General features: G+C 68.5%; 13 protein-coding genes. All 13 read left to right on the forward strand.

Going from position 1 to position 15,627, the window contains the following annotated elements; all coding sequences use genetic code 11:
* The first annotated feature begins 5 nt into the window (after positions 1-5).
* Positions 6-947, forward strand: coding sequence for a 16S rRNA (cytosine(1402)-N(4))-methyltransferase RsmH (rsmH, locus tag V7787_RS20825; protein WP_336089462.1), 942 nt, complete (start codon positions 6-8; stop codon positions 945-947).
* Positions 944-1,207: a cell division protein FtsL gene (gene ftsL / locus V7787_RS20830; protein ID WP_031371593.1), complete on the forward strand. Its 264-nt coding sequence runs from the start codon at positions 944-946 to the stop codon at positions 1,205-1,207. The genes rsmH and ftsL overlap by 4 nt, the downstream gene beginning before the upstream one ends.
* Complete coding sequence (locus V7787_RS20835; RefSeq protein ID WP_336089463.1) at positions 1,204-3,189, forward strand: peptidoglycan D,D-transpeptidase FtsI family protein; 1,986 nt, start codon at positions 1,204-1,206, stop codon at positions 3,187-3,189. Before ftsL ends, V7787_RS20835 begins: the two co-directional genes overlap by 4 nt.
* Positions 3,186-4,658 (forward strand): UDP-N-acetylmuramoyl-L-alanyl-D-glutamate--2,6-diaminopimelate ligase, encoded by a 1,473-nt coding sequence (locus tag V7787_RS20840; RefSeq protein ID WP_336089464.1) that lies wholly within the window; start codon positions 3,186-3,188, stop codon positions 4,656-4,658. Before V7787_RS20835 ends, V7787_RS20840 begins: the two co-directional genes overlap by 4 nt.
* Positions 4,655-6,049, forward strand: coding sequence for a UDP-N-acetylmuramoyl-tripeptide--D-alanyl-D-alanine ligase (locus V7787_RS20845; protein WP_336089465.1), 1,395 nt, complete (start codon positions 4,655-4,657; stop codon positions 6,047-6,049). The genes V7787_RS20840 and V7787_RS20845 overlap by 4 nt, the downstream gene beginning before the upstream one ends.
* Positions 6,039-7,127 (forward strand): phospho-N-acetylmuramoyl-pentapeptide-transferase, encoded by a 1,089-nt coding sequence (gene mraY / locus V7787_RS20850; RefSeq protein WP_336089466.1) that lies wholly within the window; start codon positions 6,039-6,041, stop codon positions 7,125-7,127. Before V7787_RS20845 ends, mraY begins: the two co-directional genes overlap by 11 nt.
* The gene (ftsW, locus tag V7787_RS20855) at positions 7,127-8,422 is read left to right on the forward strand and encodes a putative lipid II flippase FtsW (protein ID WP_336089468.1); all 1,296 of its coding nucleotides are present in this window, start codon (positions 7,127-7,129) and stop codon (positions 8,420-8,422) included. Before mraY ends, ftsW begins: the two co-directional genes overlap by 1 nt.
* Positions 8,419-9,525, forward strand: coding sequence for an undecaprenyldiphospho-muramoylpentapeptide beta-N-acetylglucosaminyltransferase (gene murG, locus V7787_RS20860; RefSeq protein ID WP_336089470.1), 1,107 nt, complete (start codon positions 8,419-8,421; stop codon positions 9,523-9,525). The genes ftsW and murG overlap by 4 nt, the downstream gene beginning before the upstream one ends.
* Positions 9,522-10,967, forward strand: coding sequence for a UDP-N-acetylmuramate--L-alanine ligase (murC, locus tag V7787_RS20865; protein WP_336089472.1), 1,446 nt, complete (start codon positions 9,522-9,524; stop codon positions 10,965-10,967). Before murG ends, murC begins: the two co-directional genes overlap by 4 nt.
* On the forward strand, positions 10,964-11,938 hold the full coding sequence (locus tag V7787_RS20870) for a D-alanine--D-alanine ligase (RefSeq protein ID WP_336089473.1): 975 nt from the start codon (positions 10,964-10,966) through the stop codon (positions 11,936-11,938). The genes murC and V7787_RS20870 overlap by 4 nt, the downstream gene beginning before the upstream one ends.
* On the forward strand, positions 11,935-12,675 hold the full coding sequence (locus V7787_RS20875) for a cell division protein FtsQ/DivIB (RefSeq protein ID WP_336089474.1): 741 nt from the start codon (positions 11,935-11,937) through the stop codon (positions 12,673-12,675). Before V7787_RS20870 ends, V7787_RS20875 begins: the two co-directional genes overlap by 4 nt.
* A complete protein-coding gene (gene ftsA, locus V7787_RS20880; protein ID WP_336089476.1) occupies positions 12,672-13,907 on the forward strand; it encodes a cell division protein FtsA in 1,236 nt (411 codons plus the stop codon). Before V7787_RS20875 ends, ftsA begins: the two co-directional genes overlap by 4 nt.
* A gap of 128 nt (positions 13,908-14,035) precedes the next feature.
* Positions 14,036-15,259, forward strand: a complete 1,224-nt coding sequence (gene ftsZ, locus V7787_RS20885) for a cell division protein FtsZ (RefSeq protein ID WP_442965327.1) — start codon at positions 14,036-14,038, stop codon at positions 15,257-15,259.
* The last annotated feature ends 368 nt before the right edge of the window (positions 15,260-15,627 follow it).

The raw sequence follows: 15,627 nt of genomic DNA on the forward strand, positions 1-15,627 counted from the left end.
GTGGCATGGAACGCACGCACGCGCGATCCGGCCACCTTCCCGTGATGTACCGGCAGGTGCTCGAAGGCCTGCGGGTGCACGGGAACGGCGCCTATCTGGACGGTACGTTCGGACGCGGCGGGCACGCCCGCGGCGTGCTCTCGCAATTGCAGGCCGGAGGACGGCTGTTGGTGATGGACAAGGATCCCGAGGCGATCGCCGTGGCCGAACGCGAGTTCGGCGGCGATCCGCGCGTATCCATCTATCGCGGCAGCTTCGCCGACATGGGCCAGTGGCAAGCAGCCGCCGGCGGACTGGACGGCGTGTTGTTGGATCTGGGCGTGTCTTCGCCGCAGCTGGATGTCGCCGAGCGCGGCTTCAGCTTCGGCAAGGACGGCCCGTTGGACATGCGCATGGATCCCGACAGCGGGGTCAGCGCGGCGCAGTGGTTAGCGACGGCGAGCGAGAAGGAGATCGCGGACGTGTTGTGGACGTATGGCGAGGAACGGCAAAGCCGCAAGATCGCGCGCGCGCTCAAGGCGCCCCGCGACGGGCGCCCGTTGACCCGCACCGCCCAACTCGCCGACCTGATCGCCCAGGTGATGCCGCGCGGCGACCAGAAAATCCATCCGGCCACCCGCAGCTTCCAGGCCATCCGCATCTTCATCAACCGCGAACTGGCCGATCTGGAGCTGGGCCTGGACGCCGCGCTGGCGCGGCTCAAGCCCGGCGGCCGGCTGGCGGTGATCAGCTTCCATTCGCTGGAAGACCGCATCGTCAAGCAATTCATCCTGCGCCACAGCAAGGCGCCGCCGGCCAACCGGCGGATGCCGGTGGAGGTCGAATTCACCGCCAACCTGCTCGCCATCGGCGGCGCGCAGAAGGCCGAGTTCGAGGAAACCGCCGACAACCCGCGCGCGCGCAGCGCGGTGTTGCGAGTGGCCGAGAAGCTGGGGGTGGCCGCATGATGCGTCTGCTGCTCGCGCTGCTGATCGTCGCTAACGTGGTGTCCGCGTTGTTGGTGGTGTTCGCGCGCCACGAGCACCGCCAGTTGTTCGTGCAGCTCAATAAACTCCAGCGCGAGCGCGACGAGCTCAATATCGAGTTCGGCCGGCTGCAGCTGGAACAGGCGACCTGGGCGGAGAGCAACCGCATCGACCAGGTCGCGCGCGAGCGCATCGGGATGAAGTTCCCCGAAGGCGCCGAAACCGTGGTGATCCGTCCATGAGCGGGCGCAAGAACAAGCGCGCCGGCCGCAGCGGTCCGCTGGATCGGGTGCTGGGTGAACGCGGCAACCGCGGCGGCGGCCTGGACCGTCTGGTCGAGAACCTCGGCGAGGGTTTCGCGCGTTTTCGCGAGGAACGCGCGCGCTCGGGCAACAAGCCGCGCGGCCGCGGCGCTCAGTTCAATCTGCGCAACCGCCTGATCCTGGTCGGCGGCGCGCTGGGCCTGTGCTCGCTGGCGCTGATCGGCCGGGCGCTGGACCTGCAGGTCATCAGCAACGATTTCTATCGCCAGCAGGGCGATGCGCGCTCGCTGCGCGAGATTCCGATCCCGACCTCGCGCGGCATGATCACCGACCGCAACGGCGAGCCGCTGGCGGTGTCCACGCCGGTCGAATCGATCTGGGGCAACCCCAAGGAACTGGCCAAGAATCCCGAGCGCCTGCCGGATCTGGCCAAGGCCCTGGGCGTGGCGCCGGACGAACTGGCGCGCAAGCTCTCGCAGCGTTCGGGCAAGGAATTCATGTACCTCAAGCGCCGGATCAATCCGGACGAGGCGCGCAAGATCCTGGCCCACAAGGTGCCGGGCGTGTTCTCGCAGCGTGAGTTCCGCCGCTTCTACCCGCAGGGCGAGGCGATGGCGCACGTGTTGGGCTTCACCAACATCGACGACCGCGGCCAGGAAGGCCTGGAACTGGCGTTCGACCACGAGCTGCGCGGCAAGCCCGGAACCAAGCGGGTGATCCGCGACGGCGCCGGCCGCATCGTCGAAAACGTCGATCTGGTGCATTCGGCCGAACCGGGCAAGGACATCACCCTGACCCTGGACCGCCGCATCCAGTACCTGACCTATCGCGAACTGCGCCGCGCCCTGGTCGACACCGGCGCCAGCAGCGCCTCGGCGGTGGTGTTGGACATCGAAACCGGCGAAGTGCTGGCGATGGCCAACCTGCCCACCTACAACCCCAATCTGCTCGGCGCCGGCAACCGCGACACCCATCGCAACCGCGCCATCACCGACGTGGTCGAGCCGGGTTCGACGATGAAGCCGATCACCGTGGCCGCCGCGCTCAACGCCGGCACGGTCACCCCGAACACCCTGGTGAACACCTCGCCGGGCTGGATGCCCAATGGCCGTTACCGGATCACCGACACCCACAACAACGGCGTGTTGACGGTCACCGGCGTGATCACCAAGAGCTCCAACATCGGCGCGGCCAAGCTCGCGCTGCCGTTGAAGAACGACTACTACTATCAGTTCATCCGCAATTTCGGCTACGGCAGCAAGCCGGGCAGCGGCTTCCCGGGCGAGTCGTCGGGTCTGGTGGCTTCGCCGCAGCGTTGGAGCGGCACCACCAAGGCCACCATGTCCTACGGCTACGGTCTGTCGGCCACGCCGATGCAGATCGCGATGGCGTATGCGGCGATGGCCAACGGCGGCAAGTTGATCCAGCCGACCTTCGTCAAAGGCCAGCGCAACGAAGGGCACCAGGTGCTCGACCCGGCCGTGGCCGGCGAAATCATGCGCATGATGCAGACCGTGACCGAGCCGGGCGGCACCGCCAAGCAGGCGGCGATCCTGGGCTATCACGTCGCCGGCAAGACCGGCACCACGCGCAAGTTCAGCGGCACCGGCGGCTACTCGAAGAAGTACGTGTCGCTGTTCGCCGGCGTGGTGCCGGTGCAGAAGCCGCGCTTTTCGATGGTGGTGGTGGTCAGCGAACCCGATCCGAGCAAGAAGGGTTACTACGGCGGTTCGGTGTCCGGCCCGGTGTTCCGCAACGTCATGGACGGCGCGCTGCGCTTGATGGACGTGGCCCCGGACGACATCGAAACCTGGCTGGCGGTGCAGGCCGCCGCCGAAGCCAAGCGGCTCAAGCAGAACGGCGGCAAGCCGAGCGGGCCGGTCGTGCCCGCGGCCGCGCGCACCGCCGCATCGCCGCCACCGATCGCCGCCAGCACCCTGGCCCAGGGAGGCGCCCGATGAGCCGCCTGATGCCCTTGGCCGAACTGCTGCCCGACATCGCCGGCATCCCCGGCGATCTGCGCATCTCGGGACTGGTGATGGACAGCCGTGCGGTGCGTCCGGGCAACGCGTTCGTGGCGATCGCCGGGTTCGGCGCGCACGGGCTCAAGTTCGTCGAACAGGCGCGCGCGCAGGGCGCGGCCGCGATCCTGTTCGAGCCGCCGGCTCCGGAAGATTTGCCCGCACCGGCCGACGCCATCGCCGTGCCGGGGCTGCGTTCGCGCCTGGGCGAGATGGGCGATGCTTTCCACGGCCGCGCCACCGCGGCGATGACCGTGGTCGGCGTCACCGGCACCAACGGCAAGACCTCGACCGTGCAGCTGATCGCGCAGGCCTGGGCCGCGCGCGGCATCCGCTGCGGCACGGTCGGCACGCTCGGCGCCGGTTTGTACGGCGAAATCGTTCCGACCGGTTTCACCACGCCGCTGGTGCTGCAACTGCATGAATTGCTGGCCGACATGCACGACGCGGGCGCGCAGGCGATCGCGATGGAAGTCAGCTCGCACGCGCTCGATCAGGGCCGGGTGGCCGGCGTGCATTTCGATGTCGGCGTGTTCACCAACCTCACCCGCGACCATCTGGATTACCACGGCGACATGGCCAGCTACGGCGCGGCCAAGGCGCGGTTGTTCGGCTGGGACGGGCTGAAGGCGGCGGCGATCAACCTCGACGACGAATTCGGCCGCGAACTGATCGCGCAGCTGCCCAAGAGCGTGCGCGCGATCGGGCTGAGCTCGCGCGGCCGCGACGGCGCGGTGGTGCGCGCGCAGGCGCTGAGCTTCGACAGCCGCGGCATCGGGTTCGATCTGGTCGTGGCCGGCAAGCCGCACAAGGTCGCTTCCAAGCTGCTCGGTCGTTTCAACGTCGACAACCTGCTGGCGGTGGCCGGCGCGCTGTACGCGCTCGGCGAGGAGCCGGCGCAGATCGCCCAGACCCTGTCGCAGCTCGAACCCATCCACGGCCGCATGAACCGCCTCGGCGGCGACGGCGTATCGCCGCTGGTGGTGATCGACTACGCGCACACCCCCGACGCGCTGGAGCAGGCCCTGGCCTCGCTGCGCGCGCATGCCAACGCGCGGCTGATCTGCGTGTTCGGCTGCGGCGGCGAGCGCGACCGCGGCAAGCGTCCGCAGATGGCGGCGATCGCCGAACACGGCGCCGACCTGGTGGTGGTCACCGACGACAACCCGCGCGGCGAAGACGGCGACGTCATCGTCGCCGACATTCTGGAAGGCTTGCGCGCGCCGCAGCGGGCGATCGTGCAGCGCGACCGCCGCGCGGCGATCGAACAGGCGATCGCCGAAGCCGGTCCCGACGACATCGTGCTGGTGGCCGGCAAGGGCCACGAGCCTTATCAGGAAATCCACGGCGTGCGGCATCCGTTCGACGACACCCTGATCGCGCAGGCGGCATTGGAGGCGAAAGCATGAAGCGCCTGATGCTGTCGCAGATCGCGAGCATGACCGGCGGCCGCCTGCACGGCGAGGACGCCGCGATCGACGTGGTCGCCACCGACACCCGCGCGCTGCCGGTCGGCGGCGCGGCGTTGTTCGTCGCGCTCAAGGGCGAGCGTTTCGACGGCCACGACCATGTCGCCGGCCTGGCCCATACCGCGGTCGCCGCGGCGCTGGTGTCGCGCCAGATCGATGCGCCGATCGCCCAGGTGATCGTCGCCGATACCGAGCGCGCGCTGGCCGACATCGCGACCACGGTGCAGTCCGCCCGCGACACCCGGGTGATCGCGATCACCGGCAGCAACGGCAAGACCAGCGTCAAGGCCTTGGCCACCGCGATCCTGGAACAGGCCGCGCCGGGCCGCACCTATTCCACCCCGGGCAACCGCAACAACGAAATCGGCCTGCCGCTGGCGGTGCTGGACGCGCCGGAAGACGCCGTGTTCGCGGTGTACGAGATGGGCGCCGGCAAGCCGGGCGACATCGATTACCTGGTGCGCATCGCGCGCCCGCAAGTCTCGGTGGTCAACAACATCGCGCCGGCGCATCTGGAACGCATGGGCAGTCTGCTCGGCATCGCCGACACCAAGGCGGCGATCTACGACGCGCTGCCGTCGTACGGCGTGGCCGCGATCAATGCCGACGATGCGTTCGCGCCGTACTTCGAAAACCGCGCTTCGGGCCGGACCGTCATCCGCTACGGCATCGACGCCAGCGCGGAAGTGACGGCGAAGAACGTCCGCGTCGGCACCGAGGGTTCTAGGTTCGTGCTGGCGACTGCGTCGGGCGAGGCCGAGATCGCGCTCAAGCTGGTCGGCCGCCACAACGTGCGCAACGCGCTCGCCGCGGCGTCGCTGGCGCTGGGCGCGGGCGTGGCGCTGGAAACCATCGCCGCCGGCCTCAACGCCGCCCAGCCGGTCGACGGCCGTCTGATCACCCACCGCCTGGACAACGGCGCGGTGCTGATCGACGACAGCTACAACGCCAACCCCGGCTCGACCGCGGCGGCGATCGACACGCTGGCCGAGATGGCGGGCGAAAACTGGCTGGTGCTCGGCGCCATGCGCGAAATCGGCGACGAAGAAATCGCCATGCACGCCGACATCGGCCGCCGGGCCAAGGCCGCCGGCCTGCGCCGGCTGTTCGCTCTGGGCGAACTGCCGACCGCGGCGGCGAACGCCTTCGGCGACGGCGCGCAAGTGTTCGACAGCCACGCCTCGCTGGCCCAGGCGCTGAGCGCCGAGCTGCGCGAAGGCGTGCGCGTGTTGGTGAAGGGATCGCACAGCAGTGCGATGGACAAGATCGTGACGGCGTTGCTGTCCGCGCACACACCCGCACAGGGGAAGGGGACCACGCATGTTGCTTGAACTGACTCGTTGGCTTGAACAGTTGCAGAGCCTGTTCGGTCTGTTCGGCTATCTGACCTTCCGCGGCATCTTGAGCGCGCTGACCGCGCTTGCGCTGTCGCTGTGGTGGGGCCCGGCGGTGATCCGCAAGCTGGCCCAGTACAAGGGCGGCCAGCCGATCCGTCAGGACGGCCCGCAGACCCACTTCTCCAAGGCCGGCACGCCGACCATGGGCGGCGCGCTGATCCTGATGACGGTGCTGGCCTCGGTGCTGCTGTGGGGCGACCTGCGCAACAGGTACGTGTGGCTGGTGCTGGGCGTGATGCTGTGCTTCGGCGCGATCGGTTGGTACGACGACTGGATCAAGATCGTGCGCCGCGACCCCAACGGGCTGAAGTCGCGCTGGAAGTACCTGCTGCAGTCGATCTTCGGTCTGGCCGCCGGCGCCTTCCTGTACTTCACCGCCGATCCGGCGGTGGTCGCCAGCACTACCTTCTATGTGCCGCTGATCAAGGCCATCGCCATTCCGCTCGGCGCCGGCTTGATCGTGGTCGCGTACTTCTGGATCGTGGGTTTCTCCAACGCGGTGAACCTGACCGACGGCCTCGACGGTCTGGCGATCATGCCGACCGTGCTGGTGGCCTGCGCGCTGGGCGTGTTCGCCTACGCTTCCGGTCACGCCGAATTCTCCAAGTACCTGCAGATCCCGCAGGTGCCGGGCGCGGGCGAACTGGTGATCATCTGCGCGGCGATCGCCGGCGCCGGCCTGGGCTTTCTGTGGTTCAACACCTATCCGGCGATGGTGTTCATGGGCGACATCGGCGCGCTGGCGCTGGGCGCGGTGCTCGGCACCATCGCCATCATCGTGCGCCAGGAGCTGGTGCTGGTGATCATGGGCGGCGTGTTCGTGATCGAAACCCTGTCGGTGATGATCCAGGTCGCGTCGTTCAAGCTGACCGGCAAGCGCGTGTTCCGGATGGCGCCGATCCATCACCACTTCGAACTCAAGGGCTGGCCCGAGCCGCGGGTGATCGTGCGCTTCTGGATCATCTCGGTCGTGCTGGTTCTGGTCGGTCTGGCCACGCTCAAGGTCCGCTGATGGAAAACTCCGCACGCCAGGCAACCCGGCTCGACGCCATCCACGGTCGCTACGACCCGTGGCTGTTGCTCGTGTCCGCGGCATTGGCGTGCACCGGCGTGATCATGGTCGGCTCGGCCTCGCTGGGCGTGGCCGCGACCCACGCGGTGGACCCGTTCTACTTCCTGACCCGCCACCTGATCTTCCTCAGCATCGGTCTGGCGCTCGGCTTCTGGCTGATGCGCACCGAGCTCAAGACCATCGAACAGCACAACCAGTGGTTGCTGCTGGTGTGCGTGGTGTTGCTGCTGATGGTGTTCGTGCCGGTGATCGGCAAACAGGTCAACGGCGCCAAGCGCTGGATCAACCTCGGCCCGGCCAGTTTCCAGGCGGTCGAAGCGGTCAAACTGCTCTACATCATCTGGCTGGCGAGCTACCTCAAGCGCTTCAGCGAAGACATTTCCGCGACCTGGGGCGCGATGCTCAAGCCGATCGGCGTGGCCATCGTGCTGGTCGGGCTGTTGTTGATGCAGCCGGACTTCGGTTCGTCCTCGCTGCTGCTGGCGATCACCGCCGGCATGCTGGTGCTGGGCGGGGTGAACATGCCGCGGATGTTCGGGCCGGTGCTGATCGGTCTGCCGGTGCTGGCGATCATCGCCATCGCCGAGCCTTACCGCGTCGTGCGTCTGACCTCCTTCCTCAATCCCTGGGTCGATCCGTTCGGCACCGGTTATCAGCTGACCAACGCCTTGATGGCGGTCGGTCGCGGCGAATGGATCGGCGTCGGCCTGGGCGCCTCGGTGCAGAAGCTGTCGTACCTGCCCGAAGCGCACACCGACTTCATCATGGCGGTGATCGCGGAAGAATTCGGCTTTGTCGGCGTGTGCGCGGTGGTCGGCATGTACATGCTGCTGTCCGGGCGGGCGCTGTGGATCGGCCTGAAGTGCGTGGAGATGCGCCGGCATTTCTCCGGCTACGTGGCGTTCGGCATCGCCCTGTGGATGGGCTTGCAGAGCTTCGTCTCGATCGGCGTGAACCTGGGCCTGTTGCCGACCAAGGGCCTGACCTTGCCGATGATTTCCTACGGCGGCTCCAGCGTGCTGATGAGCTGCGCCGCGCTCGGCGTGTTGCTGCGGGTGTCGTACGAACTCGACCGCGCTCAGCGCCAGGTCGCGCGTCTGCGCGGCGAAGCGGCGCAGGCGCCGGGCGGCGCGCCGGCCACCAGCAATCCGATTCCGTCCGCGGCCAGCGCCAGCGCGCGCGGCACCAGCCGCTTGCGCGAGCGGGTCGAGCCTTCGCTGGGGAGGTCGGCATGAACGATCTTCGTTCCAGCCAGCGTCCGGTGATGATCCTGGCCGGCGGCACCGGCGGGCATATCTTCCCGGGCCTGGCCGTGGCCAAGGCGCTGCGCGAGCGCGGCGTGCCGGTCACCTGGCTGGGCGCGGCCGGCGGCATGGAAACCCGGCTGGTGCCGCAACACGGTATCGACATCGACACCATCGCGATCAGCGGCGTGCGCGGCAAGGGCGTGGCCACGTTGATCCGCGCGCCGTTCCGGGTGATCGCCTCGGTGCGCGCGGCCCAGCGCGTGTTGCGCCAGCGCCAGCCGCGTGCGGTGATCAGCTTCGGCGGCTACGCGGCCGGTCCGGGCGGCATCGCCGCGCGTCTGGCCGGCGTGCCGCTGATCGTGCACGAACAAAACCGCGCGCCGGGCATGACCAACCGGGTGCTGTCGCGTTTCGCCCGCCGCGTGCTGACCGGGTTCCCGGACACCTTCACCAACGTGGCCGAAGAAGTGGTGGGCAACCCGGTGCGTGCGGAAATCGCCGCGATCGCCGCGCCCGCGCAGCGCTTCGCCGACCGCAGCGGGCCGCTGCGTCTGCTGGTGCTGGGCGGCAGCCAGGGCGCGCGCGCGCTCAACAGCGCGGTGCCGGAAGCCATCGCCGGTTTGCGTGGGCGGGTGCCGTGCGAAGTGCGGCATCAGTGCGGCGAGAAGCTGTTGGCCGACGCGCAGGAGGCTTACAAGAAAGCCAACGTCATCGCTTCGGTCGAGCCTTTCATCGCCGATATGTCGGCCGCTTACGGTTGGGCCGACCTGGTGGTCTGCCGCGCCGGCGCGCTGACCCTGGCCGAGCTGTGCGCGGCCGGCGTGGGCAGCGTGCTGGTGCCGTTCCCGCAGGCGGTCGACGACCACCAAACCAAGAACGCGCGCTATCTGGTCGATCGCGGCGCGGCGCAGCTGCTGCCGCAGGCCGGCGAAGACCTCGGCGCGCGTCTGTCGGCGACCATCGAAATCCTGGCCGAGCGCGGCGTGCTGCTGCAGATGGGCGAAGCCGCGCGCGCCATCGCCAAACCCGACGCGGCCGACCGCGTCGCCCAGATCGTATTGGAGCAGTCGAACATGAAGGAGCCGGCATGAGCACGGCATTGCGCCGCCGCCTGCAGCACACCGGCGACCTGGCCAAGGCGTTCCCGCGCGTGCACTTCGTCGGCATCGGCGGCACCGGCATGAGCGGCATCGCCGAGGTCATGTGCACGCTGGGCTATCAGGTGTCCGGTTCGGACATGGCCGACAACGCGGTGACCCGCCGTCTGGCCGCGATGGGCGCCAACGTCCACCGCGGCCACGCCGCGGCCAACGTGCTCGGCGCCGATTGCGTGGTGGTGTCCAGCGCGATCAAGCGCGACAACCCCGAGCTGATGGAAGCGCGCGCGCAGCGCATTCCGGTGGTGCCGCGCGCGGAAATGCTGGCCGAGCTGATGCGCTTCCGCCGCGGCATCGCGGTGGCCGGCACCCACGGCAAGACCACCACCACCTCGCTGACCGCCAGCGTGCTGGCCGAAGGCGGCATCGACCCGACCTTCGTGATCGGCGGCAAGTTGCTCGCGGCCGGCGCCAACGCCGGTCTGGGCGGCGGCCAATGGCTGGTGGCCGAGGCCGACGAAAGCGACGGCAGCTTCCTGCGCCTGAATCCGCAGATCGCCATCGTCACCAACATCGACGCCGATCACCTGGAAAACTACGGCGGCGATTTCGCCAAGGTCCAGGCCGCGTTCGAGGAATTCCTGCACCGGCTGCCGTTCTACGGCCTGGCGGTGCTGTGCATCGACGACGCCAACGTCGCCAAGCTCGCGGCCGAAACGCCGCGGCATGTGATGACCTACGGCTTCGACGAAACCGCCGACGTGCGCGCCGAAGACGTCAGCCAGACCGGCGGCGCGATGCATTTCACCCTGTGCCTGCCCGATGCGACCCGCACCGCGGTGACCCTGGCGCTGCCGGGCCGCCATAACGTGCTCAACGCGCTGGCCGCCGCCTCGGTGGCGTGGCAGTTGGGCGTGCAGCCCGCTGCGATCGCGCGCGCGCTGGAGAAGTTCGAGGGCATCGGCCGGCGCTTCAACCTGCTCGCCCAGGTCAAGACCGAGAAGGGCGCGACGGTGCAGTTGGTCGACGATTACGGCCATCACCCGAAGGAGCTCGAAGCGGTGTTCGCCGCCGCCCGCGGCGGTTGGCCGGACAAGCGTCTGGTGGTCGCGTTCCAACCGCATCGCTACAGCCGCACCCGCGATCTGTTCGACGACTTCGCCGCGGTGTTGTCGTCGGTGGACGCGTTGGTGCTGACCGAGGTCTATCCGGCCGGCGAAGCGCCGATCGCCGGCGCCGACGCCAAGTCGCTGGCGCGCGCGATCCGCGCGCGCGGCCGCATCGACCCGGTGGTGGTCAGCGGCGCGGGCGATCTGGCCGGCGTCCTGCCGGACGTGTTGAACGACGGCGACCTGCTGTTGCTGATGGGCGCCGGCGATATCGGCGCCGCTGCGCAGCAGCTCGCCACTCAGGGTTTCCAGGGAGAATCGAAGTGAGTCCGCAGTTCGCACCGCTCCGCGTCACCGATCCGGCCGTGTTCGGCCGCGTCGCCGTTCTGATGGGCGGCACCAGCTCGGAGCGCGAGGTCTCGCTGAATTCCGGCGCCGGCGTGCTCGACGCGCTGCGTTCGCGCGGCGTGGACGCGTTCGCGGTCGACGGCATCGCGGCGTTGATCGAACGCATTCGCGCCGGCGCGGTGGATCGGGTGTTCAACATCCTGCACGGCGGCAGCGGCGAAGACGGCGTGCTGCAAGGCCTGCTGGAAGCGCTCGGCGTGCCGTACACCGGTTCGGACGTGCTCGGTTCGGCCTTGGCGATGGACAAGATCCGGACCAAGCAGGTCTGGCTCGGCGCCGGCCTGCCGACGCCGAAGTACAAGCGCATCGCCAAGGGCGACGACGTGCACGCCGCGGCCCAGGAAATCGGCTTGCCGGTGATCATCAAGCCGTCCAGCGAAGGCTCCAGCGTCGGCGTGTCGCGCGTGCTCAAGGACGCCGACATCGACGAAGCGGTCGCGCTGGCCGCGCGTTACCCCGGCGAGATGCTGATGGAGCAGATGGTGATCGGCGACGAGCTCACCGTGGCCGTGCTGATCAACGGCGAGGGCTACACCGCGCTGCCGTCGATCCGGATCGTGCCCAAGGGCGAGTGGTACGACTATCACGCCAAGTACATCGCCGAAGACACCCAATACCTGTGCCCGGGCCTGGAAGGCGCGGCCGAAGACGAAATCCGCCGGCTGGCGATGGAAGCCTTCGTCGCCGCCGGTTGCAAGGGCTGGGGCCGGGTCGATTTCATGCGCGACCGCAACGACGGCCAGTTGTACCTGATCGAGGTCAACACCGCGCCGGGCATGACCAGCCACTCGCTGGTGCCCAAGGGCGCGCGTCAACTCGGCATCGAGTACGACGAGCTGTGCTGGCGCGTGCTCGAAGCCACGGTCGTGCAAGGAGGTGCGGCGGCGTGAACGCCCTGCTGCGACTGATCGGTTGGTTGCTGGCGCTGGCCTTGGTCGCGCTGCCGGTGGTGGCCGTGCTCAACGGCTGGATCGGCGCGAACCAATGGCCGCTCAAGCGCCTGCGCGTGACCGGTGAGTTCGAGCGGGTCGATGCGACCGCGTTGCGCAAGACCCTGCTGCCGTACGCGCAGCGCGGCTTCTTCGCGGTCGACCTGCCCAAGGCGCAGGACGCGGTGGCCAGGCTGCCGTGGGTCGAGCACGCCGAAGTGCGCAAGCGCTGGCCCGACGTGCTGGAAGTCAGCGTGATCGAACACAAGCCGTTCGCGCGCTGGGGCAAGGATCAGCTGCTGTCCGAACAAGGCCGGCTGTTCCCGATCAGCAACATCCAGGTGCCGGACAACCTGCCGCATTTCGCCGGTCCCGACGCGCGGGTGGCCGATGTGGTCGCGCTGTACAACGAGTCGCGCGAGTTGTTCGCGCCGATCGGCCTGGACGTCAAGCAGATCGAAGTCGATCAGCGCGGCAGCTGGACCCTGGGCCTGGGCAACGGCGCCCAGATCGTGGTCGGCCGCAGCCAGGAACGCAGCCGCTTGAGCCGTTTCGTCAAGCTGTTGCCGCAGTTGATGGCGCAGCGCGTGCAGGTGTTGGCGCGCGCGGATCTTCGTTACACCAATGGTTTTTCGCTGTCGTGGGCGCCCGTGCAGGCGCCGGCGGCGGCACCGAAGCAGCAGCAAGGACAGTCATGAATCGCAAAGGCGACAAGTCGCTGATCGTAGGCCTCGACGTCGGCACCTCCAAAGTGGTGGCGCTGGTGGGCGAGTATTCGCCTGGCAATCCCATCGAAGTGATCGGCATCGGCTCGCACGAGTCGCGCGGGCTCAAGCGCGGCGTGGTCATCGACATCGAGTCCACGGTGCAGTCGATCCAGCGCGCGATCGAGGAAGCCGAGCTGATGGCCGGTTGCGAGATCCGCTCGGTCTACGCCTCGATCTCCGGCAACCACATCCAGTGCCGCAACTCGCAAGGCATCGCCCCGATCCGCGACGGCGAGGTGACCTACGGCGATCTGGACCGGGTGCTGGAAGCGGCCAAGGCGGTGGCGATCCCGGCCGACCAGAAGATCCTGCACGCGATTCCGCGCGACTACGTGCTCGACGATTCGCAGGAAGGCATCCGCAACCCGGTCGGCATGACCGGCGTGCGCCTGGAAGTGCACGCGCACCTGGTGGTGTGCGCGCAATCGGCCGCGGCCAACATCAGCAAGTGCGTGCAGCGCTGCGGCTTGCAGGTCGACGACCTGATCCTGGGCGTGCTGGCCTCCAGCAACGCAGTGCTGACCAACGACGAGCGCGAGCTCGGCGTGGTGCTGGTCGACATCGGCGCCGGCACCACCGACATCGCGGTGTTCGTGCAGGGCGCGATCGCCCACAGCGCCTCGTTGCCGATCGCCGGCGACAAGGTCACCGAGGACATCGCGCACATGCTGCGCACGCCGACGCCCGAAGCCGAGCAGATCAAAGTGCGTTACGCCTGCGCGCTGGCGCAGATGGCGACCGCCGAAGAATCGATCCAGGTGCCCAGCGTCGGCGACCGTCCGCCGCGGCGGATGCCGCGCCACTCGCTGGCGCAGGCGGTGCAGGCGCGCTACGAGGAAATCTTCGAAATGATCCAGGCCGAGCTTCGCCGCTCGGGCTTTGAGCATCACGTCCGCGCCGGCATGGTCCTGACCGGCGGCGCGGCCAAGATGGAAGGCGTGGTCGAACTGGCCGAGGAAATGCTGCAGATGCCGGTGCGCGTGGGCATTCCCCAGCACGTCACCGGCTTGGGCGAAGTGGTCGGCAACCCGGTCCACGCCACCGGCGTGGGTCTGCTGCTGATGGGCAGCCAGATCGAAAACCCGCGCCGTCCGGTGATCTCCACCGGCCGCGCCGGCAGCTTCTTCAACAAGATCAAGAACTGGTATCGCGGCGAGTTCTGACGCCGCGGTATCGCAGTCTCACGGCCGAGGCGAGGGCGCCATGGCCGGCAAGCGGGCAAGTGGCGAGCGTACTGGCATACATCCCCCAGCCGATAACTAGCAACACATAAAACTAAGAGGACGAGAACATGGCACATTTCGAATTGGTTGAAAAAATGGCCCCGAACGCGGTGATCAAGGTCGTCGGCGTGGGCGGCGGCGGCGGCAACGCCGTGGCGCACATGGTCAGCGGCAACGTCGACGGCGTGGAATTCATCACCGCCAACACCGACGCGCAGGCGATCAAGAACTGCGGCGCCAAGCTGCAACTGCAGCTCGGCAGCAATGTCACCAAGGGCCTGGGCGCGGGCGCGAATCCGGAAGTCGGCCGTCAGGCGGCGCTGGAAGATCGCGAGCGCATCATGGACGCGCTGACCGGCGCCGACATGGTCTTCATCACCGCCGGCATGGGCGGCGGCACCGGCACCGGCGCTGCGCCGGTGGTCGCGCAGTTGGCCAAGGAGATGGGCATCCTGACCGTCGCCGTGGTCACCAAGCCGTTCCCGTTCGAGGGCCGCCGCCGCATGCAGGTCGCGCTCAAGGGCATCGAGGAGCTGTCGCACCACTGCGATTCGCTGATCACCATCCCCAACGAGAAGCTGATCACCGTGCTCGGCCGCAACGCGACCATGATCCAGGCCTTCCGCGCGGCTAACGACGTGCTGCTCGGCGCGGTCCAGGGCATCGCCGATCTGATCGTGCGTCCGGGTCTGATCAACGTCGACTTCGCCGACGTGCGCACGGTGATGAGCGAAATGGGTCTGGCGATGATGGGCACCGGCGCCGCGCGCGGCGACGATCGCGCTCAGGCCGCGGCCGAGTCGGCGATCCAGAACCCGCTGCTCGACGACGTCAACCTGGCCGGCGCCAACGGCATCCTGGTCAACATCACCGCCGGTCCGGACTTCACCATGGCCGAGTTCGACGAAGTCGGCCGCACCATCGAGAACTTCGCTTCCGAAGACGCGACCGTGGTCATCGGCACCGTGCTCGACCCGGACATGCAGGACGAGGTCAAGGTCACCGTGGTCGCCACCGGCCTCAACCGCGTCGCCGCCAAGCAGTCGGTGCGCGGCCAGGGTTACGACCGCGAATCGCAGCGCGCGCCGATCCAACTGGTGCGCAACGCGACCACCGGCCAGCCGGAATTCGGCGCCATGGACGACGTCGGCCACGCGCCGATGCCGAGCTTCGGCGGCAGCCTGCGCGGCAACACTTCGCGTCAGGAACCGACCGGTCCCGCCGTGGCGGACTTCGGCAGCGACAACAGCTACCTGGACATCCCGGCGTTCCTGCGCCGCCAGGCGGACTGAGGACCAGAAGCGAGCGCAGAGGAGCGAGAAGAGCGAACGGCTTTCGCTCACTCCTCACTTCTCCACGCTCACTCCTGCTCCCCCCCCCCCCGGACCGGACTCGTCCCCGGTCCCCAGGGCACCTTGCCCCGGCGCCAATGCGCCGGAGCGTTTGGGCCGGTCGGCCCGACCCCGCGAGGGCGGGCCGACCGGTCAGTTTGAACAGGGCTGTTGACAACAGCGGGACACTGTGTCCTTTTCGTTCAGGTTCAGCTATCCGCGTGCTAATCTTGCGCGGTTTCGTGTGTGTCCCCATTAGCTATTCCGTCCCCGCAGGCCCACGCGGCCGCCCGGCCGGACAGCCAGCTTCAGTCCCAACAAGAATTTCG

The sequence above is a fragment of the Pseudomonas sp. CGJS7 genome, from assembly GCF_036961695.1.

Bases quoted from the DNA above. Each gene is read 5' to 3' on its own strand.
- ftsL (WP_031371593.1), top strand. From the start codon at position 944: ATGATGCGTCTGCTGCTCGCGCTGCTGATCGTCGCTAACGTGGTGTCC.
- V7787_RS20835 (WP_336089463.1), top strand. From the start codon at position 1,204: ATGAGCGGGCGCAAGAACAAGCGCGCCGGCCGCAGCGGTCCGCTGGAT.
- murC (WP_336089472.1), top strand. From the start codon at position 9,522: ATGAGCACGGCATTGCGCCGCCGCCTGCAGCACACCGGCGACCTGGCC.
- V7787_RS20845 (WP_336089465.1), top strand. From the start codon at position 4,655: ATGAAGCGCCTGATGCTGTCGCAGATCGCGAGCATGACCGGCGGCCGC.
- ftsW (WP_336089468.1), top strand. From the start codon at position 7,127: ATGGAAAACTCCGCACGCCAGGCAACCCGGCTCGACGCCATCCACGGT.
- V7787_RS20840 (WP_336089464.1), top strand. From the start codon at position 3,186: ATGAGCCGCCTGATGCCCTTGGCCGAACTGCTGCCCGACATCGCCGGC.
- mraY (WP_336089466.1), top strand. From the start codon at position 6,039: ATGTTGCTTGAACTGACTCGTTGGCTTGAACAGTTGCAGAGCCTGTTC.
- rsmH (WP_336089462.1), top strand. From the start codon at position 6: ATGGAACGCACGCACGCGCGATCCGGCCACCTTCCCGTGATGTACCGG.
- murG (WP_336089470.1), top strand. From the start codon at position 8,419: ATGAACGATCTTCGTTCCAGCCAGCGTCCGGTGATGATCCTGGCCGGC.
- ftsA (WP_336089476.1), top strand. From the start codon at position 12,672: ATGAATCGCAAAGGCGACAAGTCGCTGATCGTAGGCCTCGACGTCGGC.
- ftsZ (WP_442965327.1), top strand. From the start codon at position 14,036: ATGGCACATTTCGAATTGGTTGAAAAAATGGCCCCGAACGCGGTGATC.